The sequence below is a fragment of the Alteromonas sp. AO-Serp genome (assembly GCF_017849675.1).
GTDB lineage: Bacteria > Pseudomonadota > Gammaproteobacteria > Enterobacterales > Alteromonadaceae > Alteromonas > Alteromonas macleodii.
In genome coordinates this window covers 1-18838 of record NZ_JAFLMX010000223.1, presented here as the reverse complement: position 1 = coordinate 18838, position 18838 = coordinate 1, and the positions used below count along the sequence as shown (strand labels likewise).

Annotated in this window: 17 protein-coding genes; 9 read left to right on the top strand and 8 right to left on the bottom strand. The window is 46.2% G+C overall.

From position 1 onward, the window contains the following. The 5 genes from QVA83_RS15245 to QVA83_RS15225 form a co-directional block, all read left to right on the top strand. The coding region (locus QVA83_RS15245; protein WP_502711467.1) for a ribonuclease E domain-containing protein at nt 1–1607 on the top strand (1607 nt) is incomplete at its 5' end. A gap of 106 nt (nt 1608–1713) precedes the next feature. Continuing rightward, nucleotides 1714–2856 carry an oxidoreductase family protein gene (locus QVA83_RS15240; protein ID WP_156078258.1) on the top strand — a complete coding sequence of 381 codons (1143 nt, stop codon included), beginning with the start codon at nt 1714–1716 and terminating at the stop codon, nt 2854–2856. A 204-nt stretch (nt 2857–3060) separates the two neighbouring features. After that, on the top strand, nt 3061–4632 hold the full coding sequence (locus tag QVA83_RS15235) for a sensor histidine kinase (protein WP_287498644.1): 1572 nt from the start codon (nt 3061–3063) through the stop codon (nt 4630–4632). A gap of 44 nt (nt 4633–4676) precedes the next feature. After that, nucleotides 4677–5354 carry a response regulator transcription factor gene (locus QVA83_RS15230; protein ID WP_014949203.1) on the top strand — a complete coding sequence of 226 codons (678 nt, stop codon included), beginning with the start codon at nt 4677–4679 and terminating at the stop codon, nt 5352–5354. Nucleotides 5355–5435: 81 nt separating this feature from the next. Then, on the top strand, nt 5436–6263 hold the full coding sequence (locus tag QVA83_RS15225) for a haloacid dehalogenase type II (protein WP_014976317.1): 828 nt from the start codon (nt 5436–5438) through the stop codon (nt 6261–6263). Nucleotides 6264–6396: 133 nt separating this feature from the next. On the opposite strand, the gene QVA83_RS15220 is transcribed toward QVA83_RS15225, so the two are convergent. Together QVA83_RS15220 and QVA83_RS15215 are read right to left on the bottom strand one after the other, a co-directional pair. Further along, nucleotides 6397–6861 carry a GNAT family N-acetyltransferase gene (locus tag QVA83_RS15220; protein ID WP_156078256.1) on the bottom strand — a complete coding sequence of 155 codons (465 nt, stop codon included), beginning with the start codon at nt 6859–6861 and terminating at the stop codon, nt 6397–6399. A gap of 224 nt (nt 6862–7085) precedes the next feature. Further along, nucleotides 7086–7976, bottom strand: a complete 891-nt coding sequence (locus QVA83_RS15215; protein ID WP_287498643.1) for a LysR family transcriptional regulator — start codon at nt 7974–7976, stop codon at nt 7086–7088. 162 nt (nt 7977–8138) lie between these two features. Here QVA83_RS15215 and QVA83_RS15210 point away from each other — a divergent pair, with 162 nt between their 5' ends. The 4 genes from QVA83_RS15210 to QVA83_RS15195 all read left to right on the top strand — a co-directional run bounded on the left by QVA83_RS15210 (nt 8139) and on the right by QVA83_RS15195 (nt 12819). Beyond that, a complete protein-coding gene (locus QVA83_RS15210) occupies nt 8139–8600 on the top strand; it encodes a nuclear transport factor 2 family protein (RefSeq protein WP_014979105.1) in 462 nt (153 codons plus the stop codon). Between the two features lie 52 nt (nt 8601–8652). After that, nucleotides 8653–9330 carry a glutathione S-transferase family protein gene (locus QVA83_RS15205; protein ID WP_287498642.1) on the top strand — a complete coding sequence of 226 codons (678 nt, stop codon included), beginning with the start codon at nt 8653–8655 and terminating at the stop codon, nt 9328–9330. A gap of 11 nt (nt 9331–9341) precedes the next feature. Beyond that, entirely contained in the window at nt 9342–10352 is a 1011-nt protein-coding gene (locus tag QVA83_RS15200) for a pyridoxamine 5'-phosphate oxidase family protein (protein WP_049589099.1), read from the top strand. Nucleotides 10353–10494: 142 nt separating this feature from the next. Continuing rightward, nucleotides 10495–12819, top strand: a complete 2325-nt coding sequence (locus QVA83_RS15195) for an FdhF/YdeP family oxidoreductase (protein WP_287498641.1) — start codon at nt 10495–10497, stop codon at nt 12817–12819. A gap of 65 nt (nt 12820–12884) precedes the next feature. On the opposite strand, the gene fdhD is transcribed toward QVA83_RS15195, so the two are convergent. The 6 genes from fdhD to QVA83_RS15165 form a co-directional block, all read right to left on the bottom strand. Next, nucleotides 12885–13667 carry a formate dehydrogenase accessory sulfurtransferase FdhD gene (gene fdhD / locus QVA83_RS15190; protein ID WP_156078253.1) on the bottom strand — a complete coding sequence of 261 codons (783 nt, stop codon included), beginning with the start codon at nt 13665–13667 and terminating at the stop codon, nt 12885–12887. Further along, nucleotides 13657–14295, bottom strand: a complete 639-nt coding sequence (mobA, locus tag QVA83_RS15185; protein WP_156078252.1) for a molybdenum cofactor guanylyltransferase — start codon at nt 14293–14295, stop codon at nt 13657–13659. Before mobA ends, fdhD begins: the two co-directional genes overlap by 11 nt. After that, on the bottom strand, nt 14288–15199 hold the full coding sequence (locus QVA83_RS15180) for a LysR family transcriptional regulator (RefSeq protein WP_014976308.1): 912 nt from the start codon (nt 15197–15199) through the stop codon (nt 14288–14290). Before QVA83_RS15180 ends, mobA begins: the two co-directional genes overlap by 8 nt. A gap of 206 nt (nt 15200–15405) precedes the next feature. Beyond that, nucleotides 15406–16245, bottom strand: a complete 840-nt coding sequence (locus QVA83_RS15175; RefSeq protein ID WP_156078251.1) for a M8 family metallopeptidase — start codon at nt 16243–16245, stop codon at nt 15406–15408. 346 nt (nt 16246–16591) lie between these two features. Then, on the bottom strand, nt 16592–17143 hold the full coding sequence (locus tag QVA83_RS15170; protein ID WP_014976306.1) for a DUF2058 domain-containing protein: 552 nt from the start codon (nt 17141–17143) through the stop codon (nt 16592–16594). A 139-nt stretch (nt 17144–17282) separates the two neighbouring features. Then, the coding region (locus tag QVA83_RS15165; protein WP_287498640.1) for a DNA topoisomerase at nt 17283–18838 on the bottom strand (1556 nt) is incomplete at its 5' end.

The window sequence follows — 18838 nt, the reverse complement described above, 5'->3', positions numbered from 1 at the left end:
ATAATGACGACCGTCGCCGCAAGCCGCGCAACAAGAACAATCGTCGTGGCAATCAGTCTCAAAACAGAGACCAAGGTAAAGACCAAAATCGCGATGGTGAGCAGAATGATAATCGCAAACCGCGCGGCGATCAGCAGCGAGACCAGCGCCAAGATCAAGATGATAAGCGCAATAACAAAGGTCGTAAGCCTCGTAAGGCACAACAACCTCGCGATGAGCAACAAAAGCCTAAGCACGAGAAGCAAGACGGCGAGCAGCAAGAAAACCAAGCGCAGAAGAAGCGTGAAGTTGCTGAGCGCAGAAAACGTCGTGACAAGCGCCGCAGCGTCCGTGTGAAGAAAGATGACAACGGGGCAACTACTGTTGAACAAAACGAAGCGCAGGCCACACCAGTAGCCAAAGAAGCGCCAGTGCAGCACAAAGCTAAAGCTGACGCCAAGCCTAAAGCGCCGAAAGCAGACGCTGCGGTTGAAAGCACGGCAGAGCCGAAGAAGGATGAGCAAAAGCCAACAGTGAAAGCAGAGAAAAAGTCAGCTGAAAAACCTGTTGAAGCGAAGCCAGTATCGGATGCTGTAAAGGGTGAAGGTGACTCATCAGCGGTAACTAGTGATGCCAGTGACGGCACTGATGCGAATACCGACGCTAACAGTGAAGAGCATGGTCAAAAACGTGAAGGCCGTGGCCGTTCACGCCGCTCTCCACGTCACGTTCGTGCGGCTGGTCAACGTCGTAAGAAAGAGTCGCAGCAAGTTGACGATTCAGACACGCAAGCTAAACAGCCTGGTGAGTTGTCACCGCAGCAGCCAGAAGCAGAAGTTGAAGCAACAGCTAAGACAGATGCACCTGTTGTCGAAGAAACACAAGCAAAAGAGCCTGGGCAACTAGCGCCAGCTGAAGAGCAACCTGTTGCTAAGCAAGAGAAAGCAAAGCTTGACGTTGAAGCCGTTCAGGACGAACTTCAGTTTGATGCAGAGCCTTTAGCGGGTAAAGAGCCTTCAGCGGGTAAAGAACCTTCAGCGAACGATAAACCTTCGGAAGCTGTAGACTCAACTGATGAAGTAACGTCAGCAGACGATAACGCGACAACTGAAGCTAAACCGGCTAAAGAAGCTCAAACTTCAGTGCAAGAAAGCAACGTTGAAGAAACAGCTCCGGCAGCACAAGCGGAACCGGCAGTTGAAGCTAAAACAACGCAAGCTGATACGGCGCCAGAAGCCAAAGACGAAGCAACAGCATCGCCAGAGCAAGTTGAAATAAACTTGGCTGACGCACCTGTAGTTGCAGAACCAGAAGCACAGGTACAAGAGGCGAAAGCAGATACGCCAGCGGCTAAAGAAGAGGCTGAAACAACAGCAGCGCCTTCTTCGAGCCTAGCAGCGAGTGGCAAAGGAAAGCGTGGCGCATCGCACCCTATGGCATTGCCTGCAGCAGTAAACGACGCATTTGTTGATGTAGCGCTTACCGCTAAAGCTGACGACACACGACCTGCACTCGCAGTATCGGGTAAAACTGCAGCGATGTCGCACGTAACGTCACGTGCATCAGCAGTAACAACGCTTCCTCAGTCGGTAGATGACGTTGCCGAAGTAGCAGCAGTGGCTGAATAATTTTCAGTCGCTATTGCACTACTAGCTAATTGACGTAAAAGCCGCTTTCGAGCGGCTTTTTTGTTTGTTAGTGTACGTTTAACATCGAGTCCGAGTTGAGAATAAAATGTCAGATACGGTAAACCAGCAGTATATAGATTGGTTAAGCCAAGTATGTAACGCGAAAGTATTAGACACACAAATGATTCAACCTCTTTGGAGTGGCTACGGAGCGTGCTTTCGTGCCACTTTGGGCTATCCTAATAATACTTTTTCAAAGAACCAGGACGAGAGAAGCCCTTTCCAAGAAAGCCAGTATCACCAAGCTCAACAAAACCCACTTGGCGCGCAACAAGGTGAAGACGAAGCAGCGCTAAAAGTAGTTGTGAAATGCGCCACTCCGCCACACAGGCTCTCACACCCTAAAGGCTGGAATGGTGAAGCTAGCCACAACCGTAAGTGCCAATCTTTTAAGGTAGAGAACTGTTTTTATAGCGACGTTCAAGTCCAAACCGATGCGTCGTGCCGTACAGCTAAATACTTAGGGCACAGCCAACAGGGCGAAGCCTCCCTTCTTGTTATGGAAGACTTAGCACACAGCGGCTATTCTCGCACGGCCTCTTCACTTACCGCTGAGCAATGCATCACTGTTCTAAAATGGCTTGCCAACTTTCATGCACGCTTTGTCAATGTAAGAGATGAATTTGATAGCCAAAGTTTACAATTATGGCCTGAAGGCACTTATTGGCACTTGGCAACCCGTGAAGATGAGTTCAACGCCATGTCGGATGGATTACTAAAGCAACATGCTGTCGATATATCTACCACGTTAGGCAACGCTCACTATCACACTTTGGTGCACGGCGATGCTAAAGTGGCTAACTTTTGTTTTACCGAAGATTTTTCTGACTGTGCAGCTGTCGACTTTCAGTACGTGGGTTATGGCGCAGGCATAAAGGACGTGGCGTATTTTTTGGGCAGTGCACTATCAACCCAAACCCACATGAAGCATCGTGATGCACTGCTCAATACCTACTTTCAAGCGCTCGAAGATGCGCTACACACTCGATTGGCTAACAATGATAGCTCGGCTTGTTTCAAGCGTGCTGATATTGCGCTTATCATTGCTGAATGGAAGTACCTGTACCCCTTCGCCTGCGCTGACTTTTATCGGTTCTTAGCGGGTTGGAGCCCCAAACACTGGAAAATAGATGAAGAGCTCCAATATCAAACAGATATTGCCTTGTCTATTCTTGAGCGCACGGCTTAAACGATTACGTTTTCATAGTGATCACGACTTTTATGAACGTACTTTTCTCTCTCTCGCCCTTTTTTACGTTCTATTTTTACACCAATTCAGACGACATGTCGCTGGTAGCCCATCTGCTCAGACTTACTATTTTATTGCCGTGAAACTGCACCATTAAATTACGTTTAGCGTATATAGTGACAAATAATCATAACGCTGCTGCCAATGTACAAACGTAAACTCTACCTTTTTGGGCTACTTTCCACTTTTATTCTGTTGATTGCTTTAGCCAGTGCAGCCGTATCTGCGCATTTAACGCGCACTAACTTAGCGCAAGCTCAACTCGCTCAATCCCTGCTGTCAGAGCACCAGCAGTTATCAAGTATTTCCTACAGGCTTTTCAAACAGCTAACCGATGAGCTTATTTTTGGCAAGAATGCGAACCAAGCGAAAGTGAGAAACAAACAACAACAAATAGAAAACTCGTTGAACCGTATAAAATCTCTGGAACTTGCCCAACGCGAAGCACTAGGGCTTGAGGCAACATTAGGAAGTGTTGAAGATACCGATGAACTTGAAGCGCTGATTCAAGGCATTGTGGAAGAGTTTAGAGCTATTGCACTAAGTAACGACAGTACTCCACTTAATCAACAGCAGCGCCTTCAAACATTACTAGAAGTAACTATCGACAACCAGTTTAGGGAGGCCATCAACTCTGCAGTAAACCGCCAAACAGGCGTTGTATCGCGCATTAACGCTAGCATTGAAACGCTAAACAGCAGCATTGTGTGGTTTACTATCAGTTTAGGCCTTATCACCTGTCCTTTCATTCTACTGGGTTGTTATTGGCTATTCAATGCCCTGTATCAGCCGCTTACAGTTATTCGCACGGGTACCGATGCCATTGCCTCGGGAAACTACCACTATCGATTGCCTGAAACCCTGGATAGCGAATTTACTGACTTGGTCAAAGCACTAAATTCGATGATAGCGCGACTACAAGAACACGAAGACCAGGCTGATGCCCATCGTAAGCACTTAGAGTTTGAAGTGGAGAGCCGAACCCGGGCTTTAAAAGAAGCCAACAATAAACTCACTCAGCTGGACGCAAAGCGCCGACAATTTATGGCTGATGTAAGTCACGAATTGCGCACGCCGTTAACCATTATTCGTGGCGAAGCGCAGGTAACCCTTAGGCAGGCTGCGGCTAGCAACGAGATTTATAAAGAAACGCTAGAAACCATACTTGAGCAAGCCGTGAACTTAAGTAAGTTGGTTGATGATTTGCTGCTGCTAGCGCGTGCCGAGATGCACGAATTTACTGTAGATCTGGTTAAATCTGACTTACATAACCTGCTTACACAAAATATGGCGTTATGGCAAAAGCTCACAAAGCCAAGAGACTTAGATCTTAAATGGCTTGCCAATATTGAGGTCCAAGTGCTCATCGACAAAGACAGAATTGCGCAGGTACTGACCATCCTTATCGAAAACGCGCACAAATATTCTTATCCCGATACGCCCATTGTGCTGCGCGTTGAGAGCGAAGGCCCGAATATCAACGTATCGGTCATTGATAGCGGTGAAGGCATTTCTTCAAGTGATTTGCAGCACGTTTTTGAACGCTTCGTTAGGTTAAAGCGCAAAGGCAATGGAATGGGGCTAGGTTTGTCTATCGCTAAAGCGATAGCAGAAGCCCACCACGGTACATTGAGTGCGCATTCCACATTAGGTAAAGGCTCGCAGTTCACGTTGACGCTGCCGGTGTTACAAGACCACGCGACGTCCTTAGATTAATAACAACCGTTAAGTAACATCGAACGACTAGGATCATAACAACAATGAAAATTCTTATTGCTGATGACGAAGCCCCCTTGCTACGCTTTCTATCACGAGGCTTAAGCGCTGAAGGTTTTGAGTGCATCGAAGAGTCGGCATTACACAACTTAGTCACGCGCATTCGCCATGAAGCCCCTGCTATTATTGTACTTGATCGCATGTTTGGTGATGAAGATAGCGTAGAGCTGCTGCCCGCAATCAAGTCGCTTCCCCATGCCCCTATGGTTTTGTTGCTAACCGCGGTGGACGAAGTGCGCGAGCGCGTGAATGGTTTAAAACAAGGCGCGGATGACTATTTGTGCAAGCCATTTGACTTTGACGAACTACTTGCGCGCATAACGGCCTTAAGCCGAAGAGTGACGAATACACCGGTTACCCAATTAGGCCTCACCATCGGACCGTTAAACATCGATGACGAGTCACGTATTGCGACATTGTCTGGGGAAGAGATTTCGCTCACCAAACTAGAATACGACATGCTCTACTACTTCGCAGAAAATGCTGAAAAAGTGCTGTCTCGAGAACGCATATTAAGTCGAGTATGGCGAAGTCACAGCGATCCGCTAACTAATGTTGTTGATGTGTATATCAGTAGGCTGCGACAAAAGCTTCACAGCAGTGATGCCATATTTATTGAAACTCTGAGAGGCAACGGCTATCGGTTGACCACCAGAAAATAGTCGTTTCGTCTCATTAGCTATTGCATTCATGTGTTATCCCGCCTAATTTGAACACTCGTTCAAATTTTATAAAGGATAATTATGGCTCGCTCACCTTCTTCATTACTCTCAAGGCTATGTTGCGCAACCGCTGTAGGCATTAGTCTATTGTCATCACCAGTCTTCGCTCAGACAGACACCAGGGGTGCCGCGCAGCCTGATAAGAATACAGCAATGTCTGCACGGGAATTGCGAGCACCAAAGGTTATCTTTTTCGATGTTAATGAGACCTTGCTTGACCTCACCGCCATGCGCAGCTCGGTAGGCGAAGCCTTGGGCGGTCGAGATGATTTGTTGCCACTGTGGTTCTCTACTATGCTGCATCATTCACTGGTTGATTCAACGACTGGCCGCTTTCATACCTTTGGAGAAATTGGCGTAGCCTCCTTGCTGATGGTGGCTGAAATTGAAGGTATTGAATTGACCAAAGCGCAAGCGAAAACGGCAATTGTCACGCCATTGCGAAGCCTACCACCCCATCCTGACGTGCGCGATGGCTTACAGGCACTTAAAAACAAGGGTTATAAACTAGTAAGCCTTACCAACTCGTCTAATCAAGGCGTGTATACTCAATTTAAGAATGCTGATCTTTTGTCCTATTTCGACGAGCGACTAAGTGTAGAAGACATTAACTTATATAAGCCCGATACACGCACGTATGAGTGGGCTATTGAAAAAATGGGTATAGCAGCAGAAGACGCTATGTTAGTGGCGGCACACGGTTGGGATATTGCTGGTGCTAAACAGGCAGGCTGGCAAGCCGCGTTCATTGCACGCCCCGGTAAGGTACTTTACCCGTTAGCAATAGCGCCTGACACGGTGGTAAGCGGACTAGATGAATTAGTCTCCCAATTACCCGATGCCAAATAAGCGTTAGGGTTGATGGTATCTAGGTGCACATAAAAGCACAGCTTATCGGTTGGCACGGGTAAACATAATTATTAGGTTAAACGCCTGGGCCATAAAAGGTCATGCCAACCAATATTTCGAGCTAGGCACTGAGCTACGCTGTTGCCGTGCCTGCTCTTTTCATATCGATGTGAGGAATATCGTCTTCCAAGTACATAGCCGAAGTGGCTTCAAACCCAAAACCTTCATAAAACCGTTTTAAATACTCTTGCGCGCCAATTTCAATATCACAGCCTGGCCATAACGCCTCACAATGATCAATGGCTTCACGCATAAGTGCTCTGCCCGCCCCTTTACCTCTGAAAGCTTCGCTGGTAGCTACTCGACCGATACTCACCGATGGATAACTAACCCCTTCGCCAAGTAATCGTGCACACGCTACCAATTTGTTATCTTGAAACCCCATTAAATGATGAGTTTTCGGATGGCGGTCTTTTTCGTCAAGCTCCGGATAGGCACAGTTTTGCTCAACGACAAAAACATCGACACGCAGCTTGAGCAAGTCGAAGAGTTGATGATTAGTCAGTTCATTAAATGTAAGTGATTGCCAGGAAACCATGTTGCCTCGATGATTTTTTATTATTAACGTTTGAGTAGCGCCTTTAACAGATCCTGTTAAAGTTTTAGATGTCAAAATACAAATTTTAAGATGCCAATTTTAAAATACTAACTTTAAAATCTCTGCGACGATAACGATTGGTTTAGTGTAACGCAACCCATTTTACCCACAACTTATGCTGCAGCCTGAGCACCACACGCGTAGGCCAAGATACTCTGGATTATTCAGGCCCTAGGGTTAAGATACTCGTTGTTCGCCAACCCTGCCTTGACATAGTCAATGAACATTTTAACCTTAGTAAGGTTCTTACGCCCTTCAACACTTACCACCTGTATAGGCAACTTTTTGTCTTCCACATCTTCTAACAAACTTACCAAATCACCACTTCTAAGTGCTTCAGCAACCTGGTAGGACATCAACCGAACAACCCCAACGCCTGCAATGGCGGCGTTAATAGCCGCTCTGTTTTGGTTGGATTGAAAACGAGGTGTGAGCTTAATGGCAATAGGTCTGCCGTTTTTGTGATACGTCCATACCGCTGGCTCGTTAAAGCGCGTCGGATAAAGCACACTATGCCGTTTTAAATCTTCTGGCTTTTTTATGGCCGGGCGACTCGCCAAGTAGCTAGGCGCCGCACAGGTTACACGCCGTACGTATCCTACCGTAACACCGTAAAGCGAGGAGTCTTTCGGGTTACCTATACGTATTGCTACATCCATATTGCTATCAATTAGATTCACCACATCGTCGTGAAAATGCCCGTTAACCCTAATGTGGGGATAGTCCTTAAGAAATTGGGATATTATTGGCGTTACATAACGTTCGCCGAACAAAATTGGTGCCGTGATATTAAGCTCACCTCTGGGCACTAAATCAATGCCAGACACAGCAGCTTCACTTTGCTCAATATCTGCCAGTATACGTGAAACATGAATGAGGTAATGTTCACCAACCTCACTCAATTTCACTTGCCGCGTTGTGCGATGAAAAAGTCGAGTATTTAACTGTGCCTCTAAATGTGCAATACACCGAGTCACCGCAGGCGCTGACATCGACATCGCGTCTGCAGCTCCTACAAAGCTTCCCGACTTAGCAGCCTCTGCAAACACTCTCATGCACAAAAGCTTGTCCATATTATTTCACTCAATGAAATTATAAATTTCAAAAATAGCTAATTATTAAATAAAAGGAAAGTTCTAGTATCGCTATCAGCTTTTACACATTTTCGTTCAGGTTAATGTTTTTACACTACAGCCCAATGCCTACAGGAGTTATTTATGAGACCACCGCTTCCCCCCTTTTCACCTGAAACCGCAGCGCAAAAAGTGCGCCTTGCTGAAGACGCATGGAACACCAAAGATGCGGTAAAAGTTGCAGGTGCTTATACCTTTGACTGCCGTTGGCGCAACCGAGCAGAATTTATTGAAGGACGTGCTCAAATAGTGAGTTTTTTGACGAGAAAGTGGAACAAAGAGCTCAACTATAAATTAGTAAAAGAGCTATGGGCATTCAACGCAAACCGCATAGCAGTGCGCTTTGCATACGAGTACAAGGACGATTCTGGTCAATGGTATAGAGCTTACGGTAATGAAAATTGGCAGTTCAACCTTGATGGCCTAATGGAAAAACGTATTGCCAGTATCAACGAACATCCTATTTCAGAAAGTGACCGAAAGTTCACGTGGGATGGCGAACGACGCCCTGACGATTTTCCCACTCTGTCCGAGCTTGAGCTGTAAACAATGTTGATAATAACACCCAACTAACCATTTCTATTGAGAGGATGAATTTATGACAAATCCAACAAGCAATACATTGCCAAAAAGCCCTATTGTTTTGATTCAAAACCCTAAATCTGGCCACTGCCACAAGGTTTCATTGTTTATGGCACTGAATGCCATCCCTTTCACAACCGTTGAGCCTGACATGGCCAAAGGCGAGCACAAGAGTAAACGCTTCAGCTCACTCAACGTGTTTAAACAAGTCCCCGTGATAACAGACGGTGATATCACGTTGGCTGACTCCAATGCCATTCTGGTTTATTTGATCCACGCATACGCAGACAGTGACTATTGGCTAGGAAAGGACGCCAAAGAAAAAGCGCTAATTCAACGCTGGCTATCAGTCTCAGCGGGTGAACTTGCTAAAGGGCCGGCCGCAGCGCGATTAGAATACGTATTTGGAGCAACTATTCATGTGCCCACAGTACTAGCCACCAGCGAGACGTTACTTGCAAACATCGAGGCTCATCTAGGAAACACGGTAAGTGCTTTTTTGGTTGGCGAACACGTTACCGCAGCAGACATCGCCATGTATTCGTATATAGCTCATGCCCCTGAAGGAGGAATATCGTTGTCCAAGTTTCCTCTTATCAATGCCTGGATAAATGCGGTTGAGAGTCTGGATAATTTTGTTCCAATGCCAGCGTCTGACATCGCACCAGCGCGCAATACCAGTCCGCATAGTTAATTGAGGTCGTTATGTCTCTACCTAAGCTATCATCCTTGAACCCAGCGTTTCATCAAGGCGAAATTGCACTGCAAAAAAAGCTGGAAATTGACAGGGAAATCGGTGAGCGGACGAATGGTTTTATCCGTAGCTTTATGCCGGAACAACACAGGCAGTTCTTTACATCCAGTCCGTTCACTGTTTTCGCCTTGGTAGACGAAAAAGGCCACCCTGTAGCCACGCCTGTTTGGGGAGAAGGAGATTTCATAGAAAGTCCCTCTGCTACCCAATTGCGCTTTAGCCTACCAGTAGAAGTTTGGAATATGATGCAACACTCGTTAAATCTCGACGTGACTTCAGGCAGCAAAATTGGAATCGTCGGCATTGAATACGCTACAAGGCGAAGAAATCGGTTGAACGGTACGATAAGTCACGCAACTAATGAAAACCTTACGGTATTGGTAGATCAAAGTTTCGGTAACTGCCCCCAATACATTCATAAACGAACCACAGTCAAAAAACAACGTGCCGTTCAGACTGCCCCAATGAAAAACACAGTAGGTGCCGGTGATTCTACATTTTTTACTTCAACATCGAATGTGCTCACCCCAAGCGCACGCTCGCTAATATCAAGGGCTGAAACGTTTTTTATTGCCTCACGACATAAATCTTTAGGCCATGCAGCGAATGAAGGGCTAGACGTTTCTCACAGGGGGGGCAAAGCAGGCTTTGTTAAAGTGGAAGGGAATTCGTTAATCTTTCCCGATTTTAGCGGTAATAAATTCTTTAATACCTTGGGCAACATCCTACTAGACCCACGCGTCGGTCTGTGTTTTTGGGATAATGAAACAGGTGACCTTCTGTTTATTAAAGCAAAGGCGAGTATCGAATCCCTCGAATCGAATATAACCGCATTTGAAGGTGCAGAGCGCTTTGTGTCTCTTTCGGTACTCTCGGTAACACATATTTCGGGTGTGTATCCCTACTCCCATGAGATTACAGACATGTCCCCCTATGCACTAAAGACAGGCGACTGGAAATAAGCGGTTAATTGATGAACCCTATCATCTAGTTAGCGTAATCAATTGGAATACCGTAACCAGAATGGTTACGCTTTTTAGACAAAAAGTCTTGGTTAGGTTTTTTAGACAAGGGCAAATGCCCGCGTAGACACAGGGGCAGAACATGAGTGATAAGCGTAACATCAAAACGTACAACAAACCCGCTGGCGGATGGGGAGCACTAAAGAGTGTAACCCAGAGCTGGATCCAAAGCGAAAAGCCACTTAAGAATCTACGAGCCATGCTCAAGACGAACCAAGACAAAGGCTTTGACTGCCCAGGCTGTGCGTGGGGTGAATCACCAGAAAGTGGTTTAGTAAAGTTTTGTGAAAATGGTGCTAAAGCAGTGAATTGGGAGTCTACCGGTCGCTATGTAGACCCAACATTTTTCTCAAAGTATTCGGTCGGCTCACTGAAAAAGCACACCGACTACTGGCTTGAGTCACAAGGGAGACTCACCCACCCTATGCGCTACAATGCTCAAGCAGACCATTACGAACCAGTATCATGGGACGATGCCTTCGCACTTATTGCCAAACACTTGAAGGGGTTACATTCCCCTCATCAGGCGGAGTTTTATACCTCCGGGCGGGCGAGTAACGAAGCCGCCTATTTATATCAGTTATTCGTACGCGCATTTGGCACAAATAATTTTCCCGATTGTTCAAATATGTGCCACGAAGCGTCGGGGCAAGGTATGAAACCTACGATAGGCGTGGGCAAAGGCACAGTTACGTTCAATGATTTTGCAAAAGCAGACACCATTTTTGTTATCGGCCAAAATCCGGGAACTAACCACCCTCGCATGCTAGAACCTCTTCGTGAAGCAGTACGAAGAGGGGCGCAAGTGGTATGCTTCAACCCGTTAAAAGAGCGTGGGCTTGAACGATTTCAAAACCCGCAGCATCCCGTTGAAATGCTAACCAATGGCTCTGAGCCAACCAATACCGCCTATTTCAGGCCTGCTCTTGGTGGTGACATGGCGGTTATGCGCGGCATCGCTAAATGGCTGTTAACTTGGGAACAAGAAGCCAAAGCAAACAATGCTCCTCCCGTCTTCGACCACGACTTTATTAACGCACATACCAATGGAATGGACGACTATTTGAGTGCCGTTGAAGCGACGAACTGGGAGCATATTGAAGCGCAGAGCGGTTTATCAAAAGACGAAATACGTCACGCGGCAACCATGTACAGACGTGGAGAACGGGTGATCATGTGCTGGGCAATGGGGATCACCCAACACAAGCACTCAGTAGCTACGGTTCAGGAAATAGTGAACGTACAACTACTACGAGGAAACGTGGGCAAGCCTGGTGCAGGGCTTTCTCCCGTTCGTGGCCACAGCAATGTGCAGGGGGATAGAACTGTGGGTATTAACGAAGTCCCCCCCAAAGCATTGCTTGACGCATTAGAGAACAAGTTTAACTTCGCCGTTCCACGAGAAAGAGGTCACAATACGATTCAAGCTATCCAGGCTATGGAAAGTGGTGAATCCAAAGTTTTCATCGGCTTAGGCGGTAATTTCGCCCAGGCGACGCCAGATACGCCGCGTACTCACGCTGCGCTGTCACAATGCGACTTAACCGTTCATATCGCCACCAAATTAAATCGTTCTCACCTAACCACAGGTAAAGACGCGCTTATATTACCCTGCTTGGGACGTACTGAAATTGACATGCAGGCTAGCGGGCAACAAGGCGTGACTGTGGAAGATACGTTTTCTATGGTCCATATTTCTTATGGCCAACTTCCGCCAAGCTCGCCCGAACTTCGCTCTGAACCCGCTATTATTGCTGGTATCGCGAAGGCGACGTTAGGCAACACGCCGGTAGACTGGGACTTCTTAATAAGCGATTACGACAATATTCGTGAGCTCATTGCCGACACCATAGACGGTTTTAAAGACTTTAACACCAAACTCGCTCAACCAGGTGGTTTTCATTTAGGTAATGCAGCAGGTGAGAGACGCTGGTTAACACCATCGGGCAAAGCCGAGTTTGCTGCTAACGCCCTGCCTGATTCACTGCTAAATGCTGACCTCGTTGCGAAAGGTGAAGAGCCGGACCTCATTTTACAAACACTGCGCTCTCATGATCAGTACAACACAACTATTTATGGTATGGATGACCGCTACAGAAACGTGTTTGGCGCGCGGGACGTTCTGTTTGTCAATGAACGTGACATTAAGAAGCTGGGTTTTAACGATGGCGATAAAGTCGACATTACGTCAATGTGGAACGACGGCAAAACACGCCAAGTTAAACAGTTTATGTTGGTGGCTTACGACATCCCGCAAGGTCAAGCAGCAGCATATTACCCCGAAACCAATCCGTTAGTACCACTAGAAAGTTACGGTGATGGCACGTTCACACCAACATCGAAATTTATCGCGATCAAACTTTCGAAATCTGAATCAGATGGCCGAATAGCAGTCTCTGCGGTGTAAGCTTTTCGTTGCTTATCCGGTACTTATCAGTACAGGCCCTTTGTTTCTAACTGGCTCGCTGCGCACTACTTTTCTTGCGGTGCGTAAGCTCTTGGAGGGTCATACTTAGGTACATGGATCAGGGTGAGACCATAACGGCTTGCCCACTTTACTGATAAGGCTGTAGGAGCAGATAGCGTCACTACCAAAGGTAATTTAGCTCTTATCGCTTTTTGAACCAACTCTAAACTGCAGCGGCTTGTGAGCACAACAATACCTTCAGGTTGAAAGAGTTTTTTGGTGGTGATAGCACCAATTAATTTATCAAAAGCATTATGCCTTCCTATATCTTCTCGGCATGCCAGCACATTGCGCTTAGCATCAATGTAGAGCGCTCCATGCACCGCACCGCTCTGCTGAGCTAATGCTTGCGCATTAGATATAAGGCTTCGCAATCCTTTAAACCAGCTCACATCAGGCAAAGGCGATACATCAATAGACGTCAATTGAGGCAAAGCGTTGTCTAATGCCTCAACACCGCAGAGCCCACAGCCCGACGCCCCCGCCAATTGCCGTTTATTTTCCTTTAACTTCCAGAACGCCTGATTGGCAATTTCAACTTCCGCATTGATGTGTTCTTTGTGATGCGTCAATTCAATACCGTAAAGCTGGCGGGGATGTTCGATAATGTCGTTACTTAAACTGAAGCCCACAATGAAATCTTCAATGTCGTTTGGGGTTATCAGCATTACGGCATAATTAATACCGTTATAACTAATGCTTAAAGCGACTTCTTCGGCAAGGGCAAACTTTTGAGTATAGGGTGTAGCATCTAAAACTAATGCGTGTTGTTCAGTGTTACTTTTCATGTGGCCAATCACTTGGAGTATTCACATTCAACCACTCTACGCCATCTTCATTGGACATATTTGCGAGACGCTTTTTGTTATCGCTTTCATCTTTACGCGCTATTTTTTTGAGGTCGCCTTCTTTAAGAGAAACTGCATTGAGAATTTCTAAAAATCCTACCACTCGTCTTTTACTTTGCTCAACTAGATAGTTGGCTAAGAGGGCTTTGGTGTCCTGAGTAACGGGTAAATAGAAAGGCAAAAAGCGTTTTTCCACATAACATGCCTTTTCAGCCTCTCGCCCTCGCGAGACTAATATTCTCAAAAGCTCGGGCGTCATCTGCGGCATGTCAACGGGAAGAACAAGTAGTTCACAAGGATTGCCATTGTGATTATCAGGTTGAGATAGTGCGTCTAAAACAGCATGTACTCCGCTAAGCGGACCTGCATCTTCAATTTTGTCATTCAAAAAGCCTGGCGCGTTGCGGCTAATTAACACTTTATCGCAACTCGCAGACTGTAAAAGTAACGAAGCATTATCGATGAGAGTACGGCCCTGATAACGCATAAGTGCTTTATCTTGCCCCATTCTACGCGATTGACCACCCGCAAGCACTAAACCGATGAGTGTCGTATTCACTTTACTCACTGCATATGCCTCCTTTATTGAAAATCTCCTCATATCCTTTTAAAAACTCAAAGCATTGCTTTGCAATGGGAGAGCTGGGTTCGCCTTTTCGCATGATGAGCCCTAAAGGCGAAATGGTTTTACCATCGTCAACAGTAACATAGGCGAGCCCTAAATCATCATTGGCCTTTGCGACGTTGGTTGGAAGGATCGTACAACACATCCCCTTTTTCACTGCTTGCAGTAAACAATGAACCGAGTCTGATTCAATAACAGGCTCATTGTTCACGCCCACATTAGCCATGTTTAACGTGATTGACTGCCTAAAGTGCATTGAAGGTGTTAATAACCCAAGTGGCAGTGATGAAAGAGACTGCCAGCTTAGGGTATCTTGCTCAAAGCAGTAATGATTAGGGTGATACAGCAACACCATTGGTGTAGCTTTAAACGGCAAAATATGGAAGTGTTGCGCGCTCATGCCTTCAAGGTAACAAAGACCCAGGTCAAGCTCGTTACGGTGTAGCGCGTTAACGATATACTCACTGCTATGTGTTTGTAAGGAAAACTGTAGTGCACTGTGCTGTTTTGAGAGGGTGTCAATAATGTCGATAGGATCGACACTCGCTAGAGGAACGGCACCAATCCGAAGTCGGCCAACTAAGGCACCTTTGCACGATGCAGCTTCCGCTTGTAATCCGTCACACGCCGCTAAGATATTCCTTGCCCATGCCAAAATTCTTTCACCTTCCGGCGTAAAGCCTTGGAATCTGTGGTTGCGAGCCACCAACTGAATGCCAAGCTCATCTTCTAAATTATGAAGGCGTGAAGAAAGCGTGGGTTGTGTAACATTGCACGACTTAGCCGCTTTACCGAAGTGCTGCGTCTCATCTAACGCGACCAGAAACCGGAGCTGACGAATATCCAAAGACCAATACCTTAATCATGATAGATAGCTTCTATCATGATTCTACCAATGGAATGCTTGACTTGTAAGTACATTAAACGCATGTTTTTAGAATAAGCCAAAAATCCCAAAAATATGTGCACATACTGATTGATAGAAACTATCACTCAAGATTATTCGCCCAGCATAGATTTAGCATTTTGTTCTGCGCAAGCGCTTCGACGCTGCTAGACCGACATCGCCTGAAAAATTTGTAGACGACGTGTACTAGCGCCTGTTGACCTTTGATGATGCCTTCTTACAACAAGTCCCATTGAAAATAGAAATAGCCATACCGTTGCGGCTTCACTTACTGCATGAGTAACCGTAGTCAAATAGCCAATATCAGCAAACGACGCTACAGTGGTATCACTTAACGAAATTGGATATGGCCCCAAATACCCTGTCATTAGGTCTGATGAACCACCAGGCCAAGGTTCGTCCCAGTGACTGTTGGCAGTGCCGGCTCCTCCCCCCAGTTCTACAGGAATAAATGTGGCGTTTTCAACAAACTCGCGGCGATAAATTTCCAAAGCGTACTCTCCGGTGTAACGCCCTGAACCGCTGACGTAGTTAGATTGGCTGCCCGCAATAAAAAAGTCGGTCGTCCACAATGTTCCAAATCCAATTACATGGGCCGTCTCGTGTACGATGACATCAAAAAGCGTACCGCGACTTTCTAAGCTAGCAAGGTCTGCCGTATCAAAGCGCATGCGGCCTTTATTTGCATAAACAAAAGTGCTGTCTGGTAGCTGAGTGATACCCGTTGGGCCAGCACTACCCAATACGCCACCCACACCATCAAGTGCAACGCCACTCGCATCTATAACAATATTGTGATTAAACTCGCTTTGAACGCCTATTAGGTAAGACTCCCAATAAGCGATTGCATCATCAAAAACACTGGATTGTGAAGGTGTTAAACCACCAAGATCGTTAATAGAAATTTTGAATAGTCCTGCATTTGCTGAAAAAGACACACACAACGACACCACAACACTGAAGAACCACTTAATTGAGACACCCATGGCACCCCTCCAAAACTAAGAAAAAACATTCGATGCAAATAAAATGAGTAACGTAGGCCTGTTTATCTTTGCTGTATTTCAAAGCTCAACAGGGTAAGGACTAAAAAACTATAGTAGAGAAAACCGTAAGTAGTTATGAGAAAGATTGCTTGTTAACGGCAAAAGTAAAAATTACTAAAGATCAACGTGTTGAATTTTTTAACAGAGAATGTTCAGTGGTAAGTCGTTCGCCATTGGCACAACGACGTATTGGGAGGGGGCGAATTATTGAAACTTTTTTACGTCGACTTTCCCCCTTACCACGCTCTGTGATACAGAGCGCGGCTACGAGAATGAATTTGAGGGCCTACCAGGTTAAATCATCTGGAATTTCATAATCGGCGTACCAATCATCTTCTTCTTCATCTTTACCGTCGGCTCCGCTCTTATCTAAATCAGCACGGTAAATAACTGAAGCCTCGTCGCGCTGCGCAATTTTGTCAGCAACGGGGGCTGGTACTAGTTCATAAGCGTCATCTAACAATACAACAGCCAAACGACCTTTTGTCACTTGCTTATGCATCTCTTCACTTACATACAGACGCTTTACTACGTTGTCGTGTGTAAAGTTAAGTAAAGTTTCGCCATTGCGCGGTTGTTTGTTTACCGTAATAAGCTGCCTTACCTGCGCAATAATTGAGCGCTTCTCTCGCTCCTGCTGTTGAAGCTGGTTTAGCTCGCGTGAGCGCGCTTTTTTCTCTTCAGCTGCTTGTTGAGCAGCAATAGTCGCTTCATCAACGACAGGTTGTTTTTGCTTATTCTTTTGCTTTTGTTTTTTGCGTTTATCTGCACGCGCTTGCTTTGCAGATGCTTTATCGGCCAAACCGGCTTTCAGTAGTTGGTCTTGTAAGGAGGCCATAATTACTCTCTGTTACTCTGTTTCTATTGATACGCTTTGCAGACGCTTACCGTCTTTTAACTACGTAACAAGCCCGAGCAATGTCGGGCTTGTGAATTTCAATTAAAGGTCTATTTTTACCTTTTCCGATGTAAAGGCGTTACTTCTTCTTGGCTTTAGTCGCTGGCTTTTTAGCGGCTTGCTCCTGCCATTTGCCATTGTCGTACCACGCAGACCATCCTGTTGCTTTACCGTTGTCATTCTCAGACATCACGTATTGCTGTTTGGTCTTCCTGCTGTATCGAACTATTGCAGGGTTACCATCAGGGTCTGTTTGTGGCGCATCAGCAAGATAGTAGAATTTCGGCGAAATTCTATCTCTAAAGCGAGCAAGTTCTTCCACTTTCGGCGCACGAGTTTCACGCGACTTTGGAAAGTTATGCGCCGCTAAGAAAATTCCCGAAGCGCCATCACGTAGCATAAAGTGCGCGTCAGACTTTTCACACGGAAGCTCAGGTAAATCTACCGGATCTTCTTTTGGCGGCGCAGCTTCGCCATTTCTAAGAAGCTTACGAGTATTCTTACACTCTTCATTGGTGCAGCCGAAATACTTACCAAAACGACCGTTTTTAAGCTCCATATCGCTGCCACATTTGTCACACTCAATAATAGGGCCATCATAGCCTTTTATTTTGAATGTGCCTGTTTCAACTAAGGTACCATCACATGTTGGTGTGTTACCACACACATGAAGTTTACGGGTTTCGTCAACCAAGTAACTGTCCATCGCCGTGCCGCACTTAGGACAACGCTTTTTAGAACGAAGCGCTTCTGTTTCGAGCTCTTCTTCATCGTCCACTTTCACGACTTCGTCACCAGGCGTTAAATTCATGGTGTTTGTGCAGCGCTCTTTCGGCGGTAAATTGTAGCCTGAACAGCCCAAGAATACGCCAGTTGACGCGGTTCTCACGTTCATTTCACGGCCGCATTTATCGCACTCAACACCTGCAGGCACTGCCTGATTCAAGCGCATACCGCCCTCTTCAGGGTCTTTCTCAGCGTTTAACAGTTTTCCGTAGAAGCCGCTGTAAAAGTCGTTGAGCACGTCCTTCCAATCTTTCTTGCCTTCAGCAATATCATCAAGATGCTGCTCCATGTTGGCAGTGAAGTCATAGCTCATTAAATCGTCAAAGTTTTCCATCAGACGATCGTTTACGATTTCGCCCATTTTCTCGGCATAAAAACGCTTGTTTTCTAAGCGCACATAGCCGCGATCTTGAATCGTCGAAATAATACTGGCGTAGGTCGATGGACGACCAATACCGCGTTTTTCAAGCTCTTTTACCAACGAAGCTTCATTAAATCGCGCTACAGGCTTGGTGAAGTGCTGTTTAGGATCAAGCGCTTTTAAGTCAAGCACATCGCCTTTTTGTACATCAGGCAACATGAGCTCTTCTTCGCCTTTTTTGCGAAGCTGAGGTTGAACGCGAGTCCAACCATCGAACTTAAGTACGCGGCCTTTCGCCGTCAGCTCGTAATCACCCGCTGCCACTTTAATCGTGGTTGCGTCGTACTTAGCTGGAGTCATTTGACAGGCCACAAACTGGCGCCAAATAAGCTCATAAAGACGCTGTGCATCGCGTTCCATATCACCTAAACTCGCAGCACTAATGCTCACGTTTGAAGGGCGGATCGCTTCGTGCGCCTCTTGCGCAC

Excerpts from the sequence above, each read along its gene's own strand:
- QVA83_RS15240 (WP_156078258.1), top strand. The coding sequence starts at position 1,714 with ATGTCAGATACGGTAAACCAGCAGTATATAGATTGGTTAAGCCAAGTA.
- QVA83_RS15235 (WP_287498644.1), top strand. The coding sequence starts at position 3,061 with ATGTACAAACGTAAACTCTACCTTTTTGGGCTACTTTCCACTTTTATT.
- QVA83_RS15230 (WP_014949203.1), top strand. The coding sequence starts at position 4,677 with ATGAAAATTCTTATTGCTGATGACGAAGCCCCCTTGCTACGCTTTCTA.
- QVA83_RS15225 (WP_014976317.1), top strand. The coding sequence starts at position 5,436 with ATGGCTCGCTCACCTTCTTCATTACTCTCAAGGCTATGTTGCGCAACC.
- QVA83_RS15220 (WP_156078256.1), bottom strand. The coding sequence starts at position 6,861 with ATGGTTTCCTGGCAATCACTTACATTTAATGAACTGACTAATCATCAA.
- QVA83_RS15215 (WP_287498643.1), bottom strand. The coding sequence starts at position 7,976 with ATGAGAGTGTTTGCAGAGGCTGCTAAGTCGGGAAGCTTTGTAGGAGCT.
- QVA83_RS15210 (WP_014979105.1), top strand. The coding sequence starts at position 8,139 with ATGAGACCACCGCTTCCCCCCTTTTCACCTGAAACCGCAGCGCAAAAA.
- QVA83_RS15205 (WP_287498642.1), top strand. The coding sequence starts at position 8,653 with ATGACAAATCCAACAAGCAATACATTGCCAAAAAGCCCTATTGTTTTG.
- QVA83_RS15200 (WP_049589099.1), top strand. The coding sequence starts at position 9,342 with ATGTCTCTACCTAAGCTATCATCCTTGAACCCAGCGTTTCATCAAGGC.
- QVA83_RS15195 (WP_287498641.1), top strand. The coding sequence starts at position 10,495 with ATGAGTGATAAGCGTAACATCAAAACGTACAACAAACCCGCTGGCGGA.
- fdhD (WP_156078253.1), bottom strand. The coding sequence starts at position 13,667 with ATGAAAAGTAACACTGAACAACACGCATTAGTTTTAGATGCTACACCC.
- QVA83_RS15175 (WP_156078251.1), bottom strand. The coding sequence starts at position 16,245 with ATGGGTGTCTCAATTAAGTGGTTCTTCAGTGTTGTGGTGTCGTTGTGT.
- QVA83_RS15170 (WP_014976306.1), bottom strand. The coding sequence starts at position 17,143 with ATGGCCTCCTTACAAGACCAACTACTGAAAGCCGGTTTGGCCGATAAA.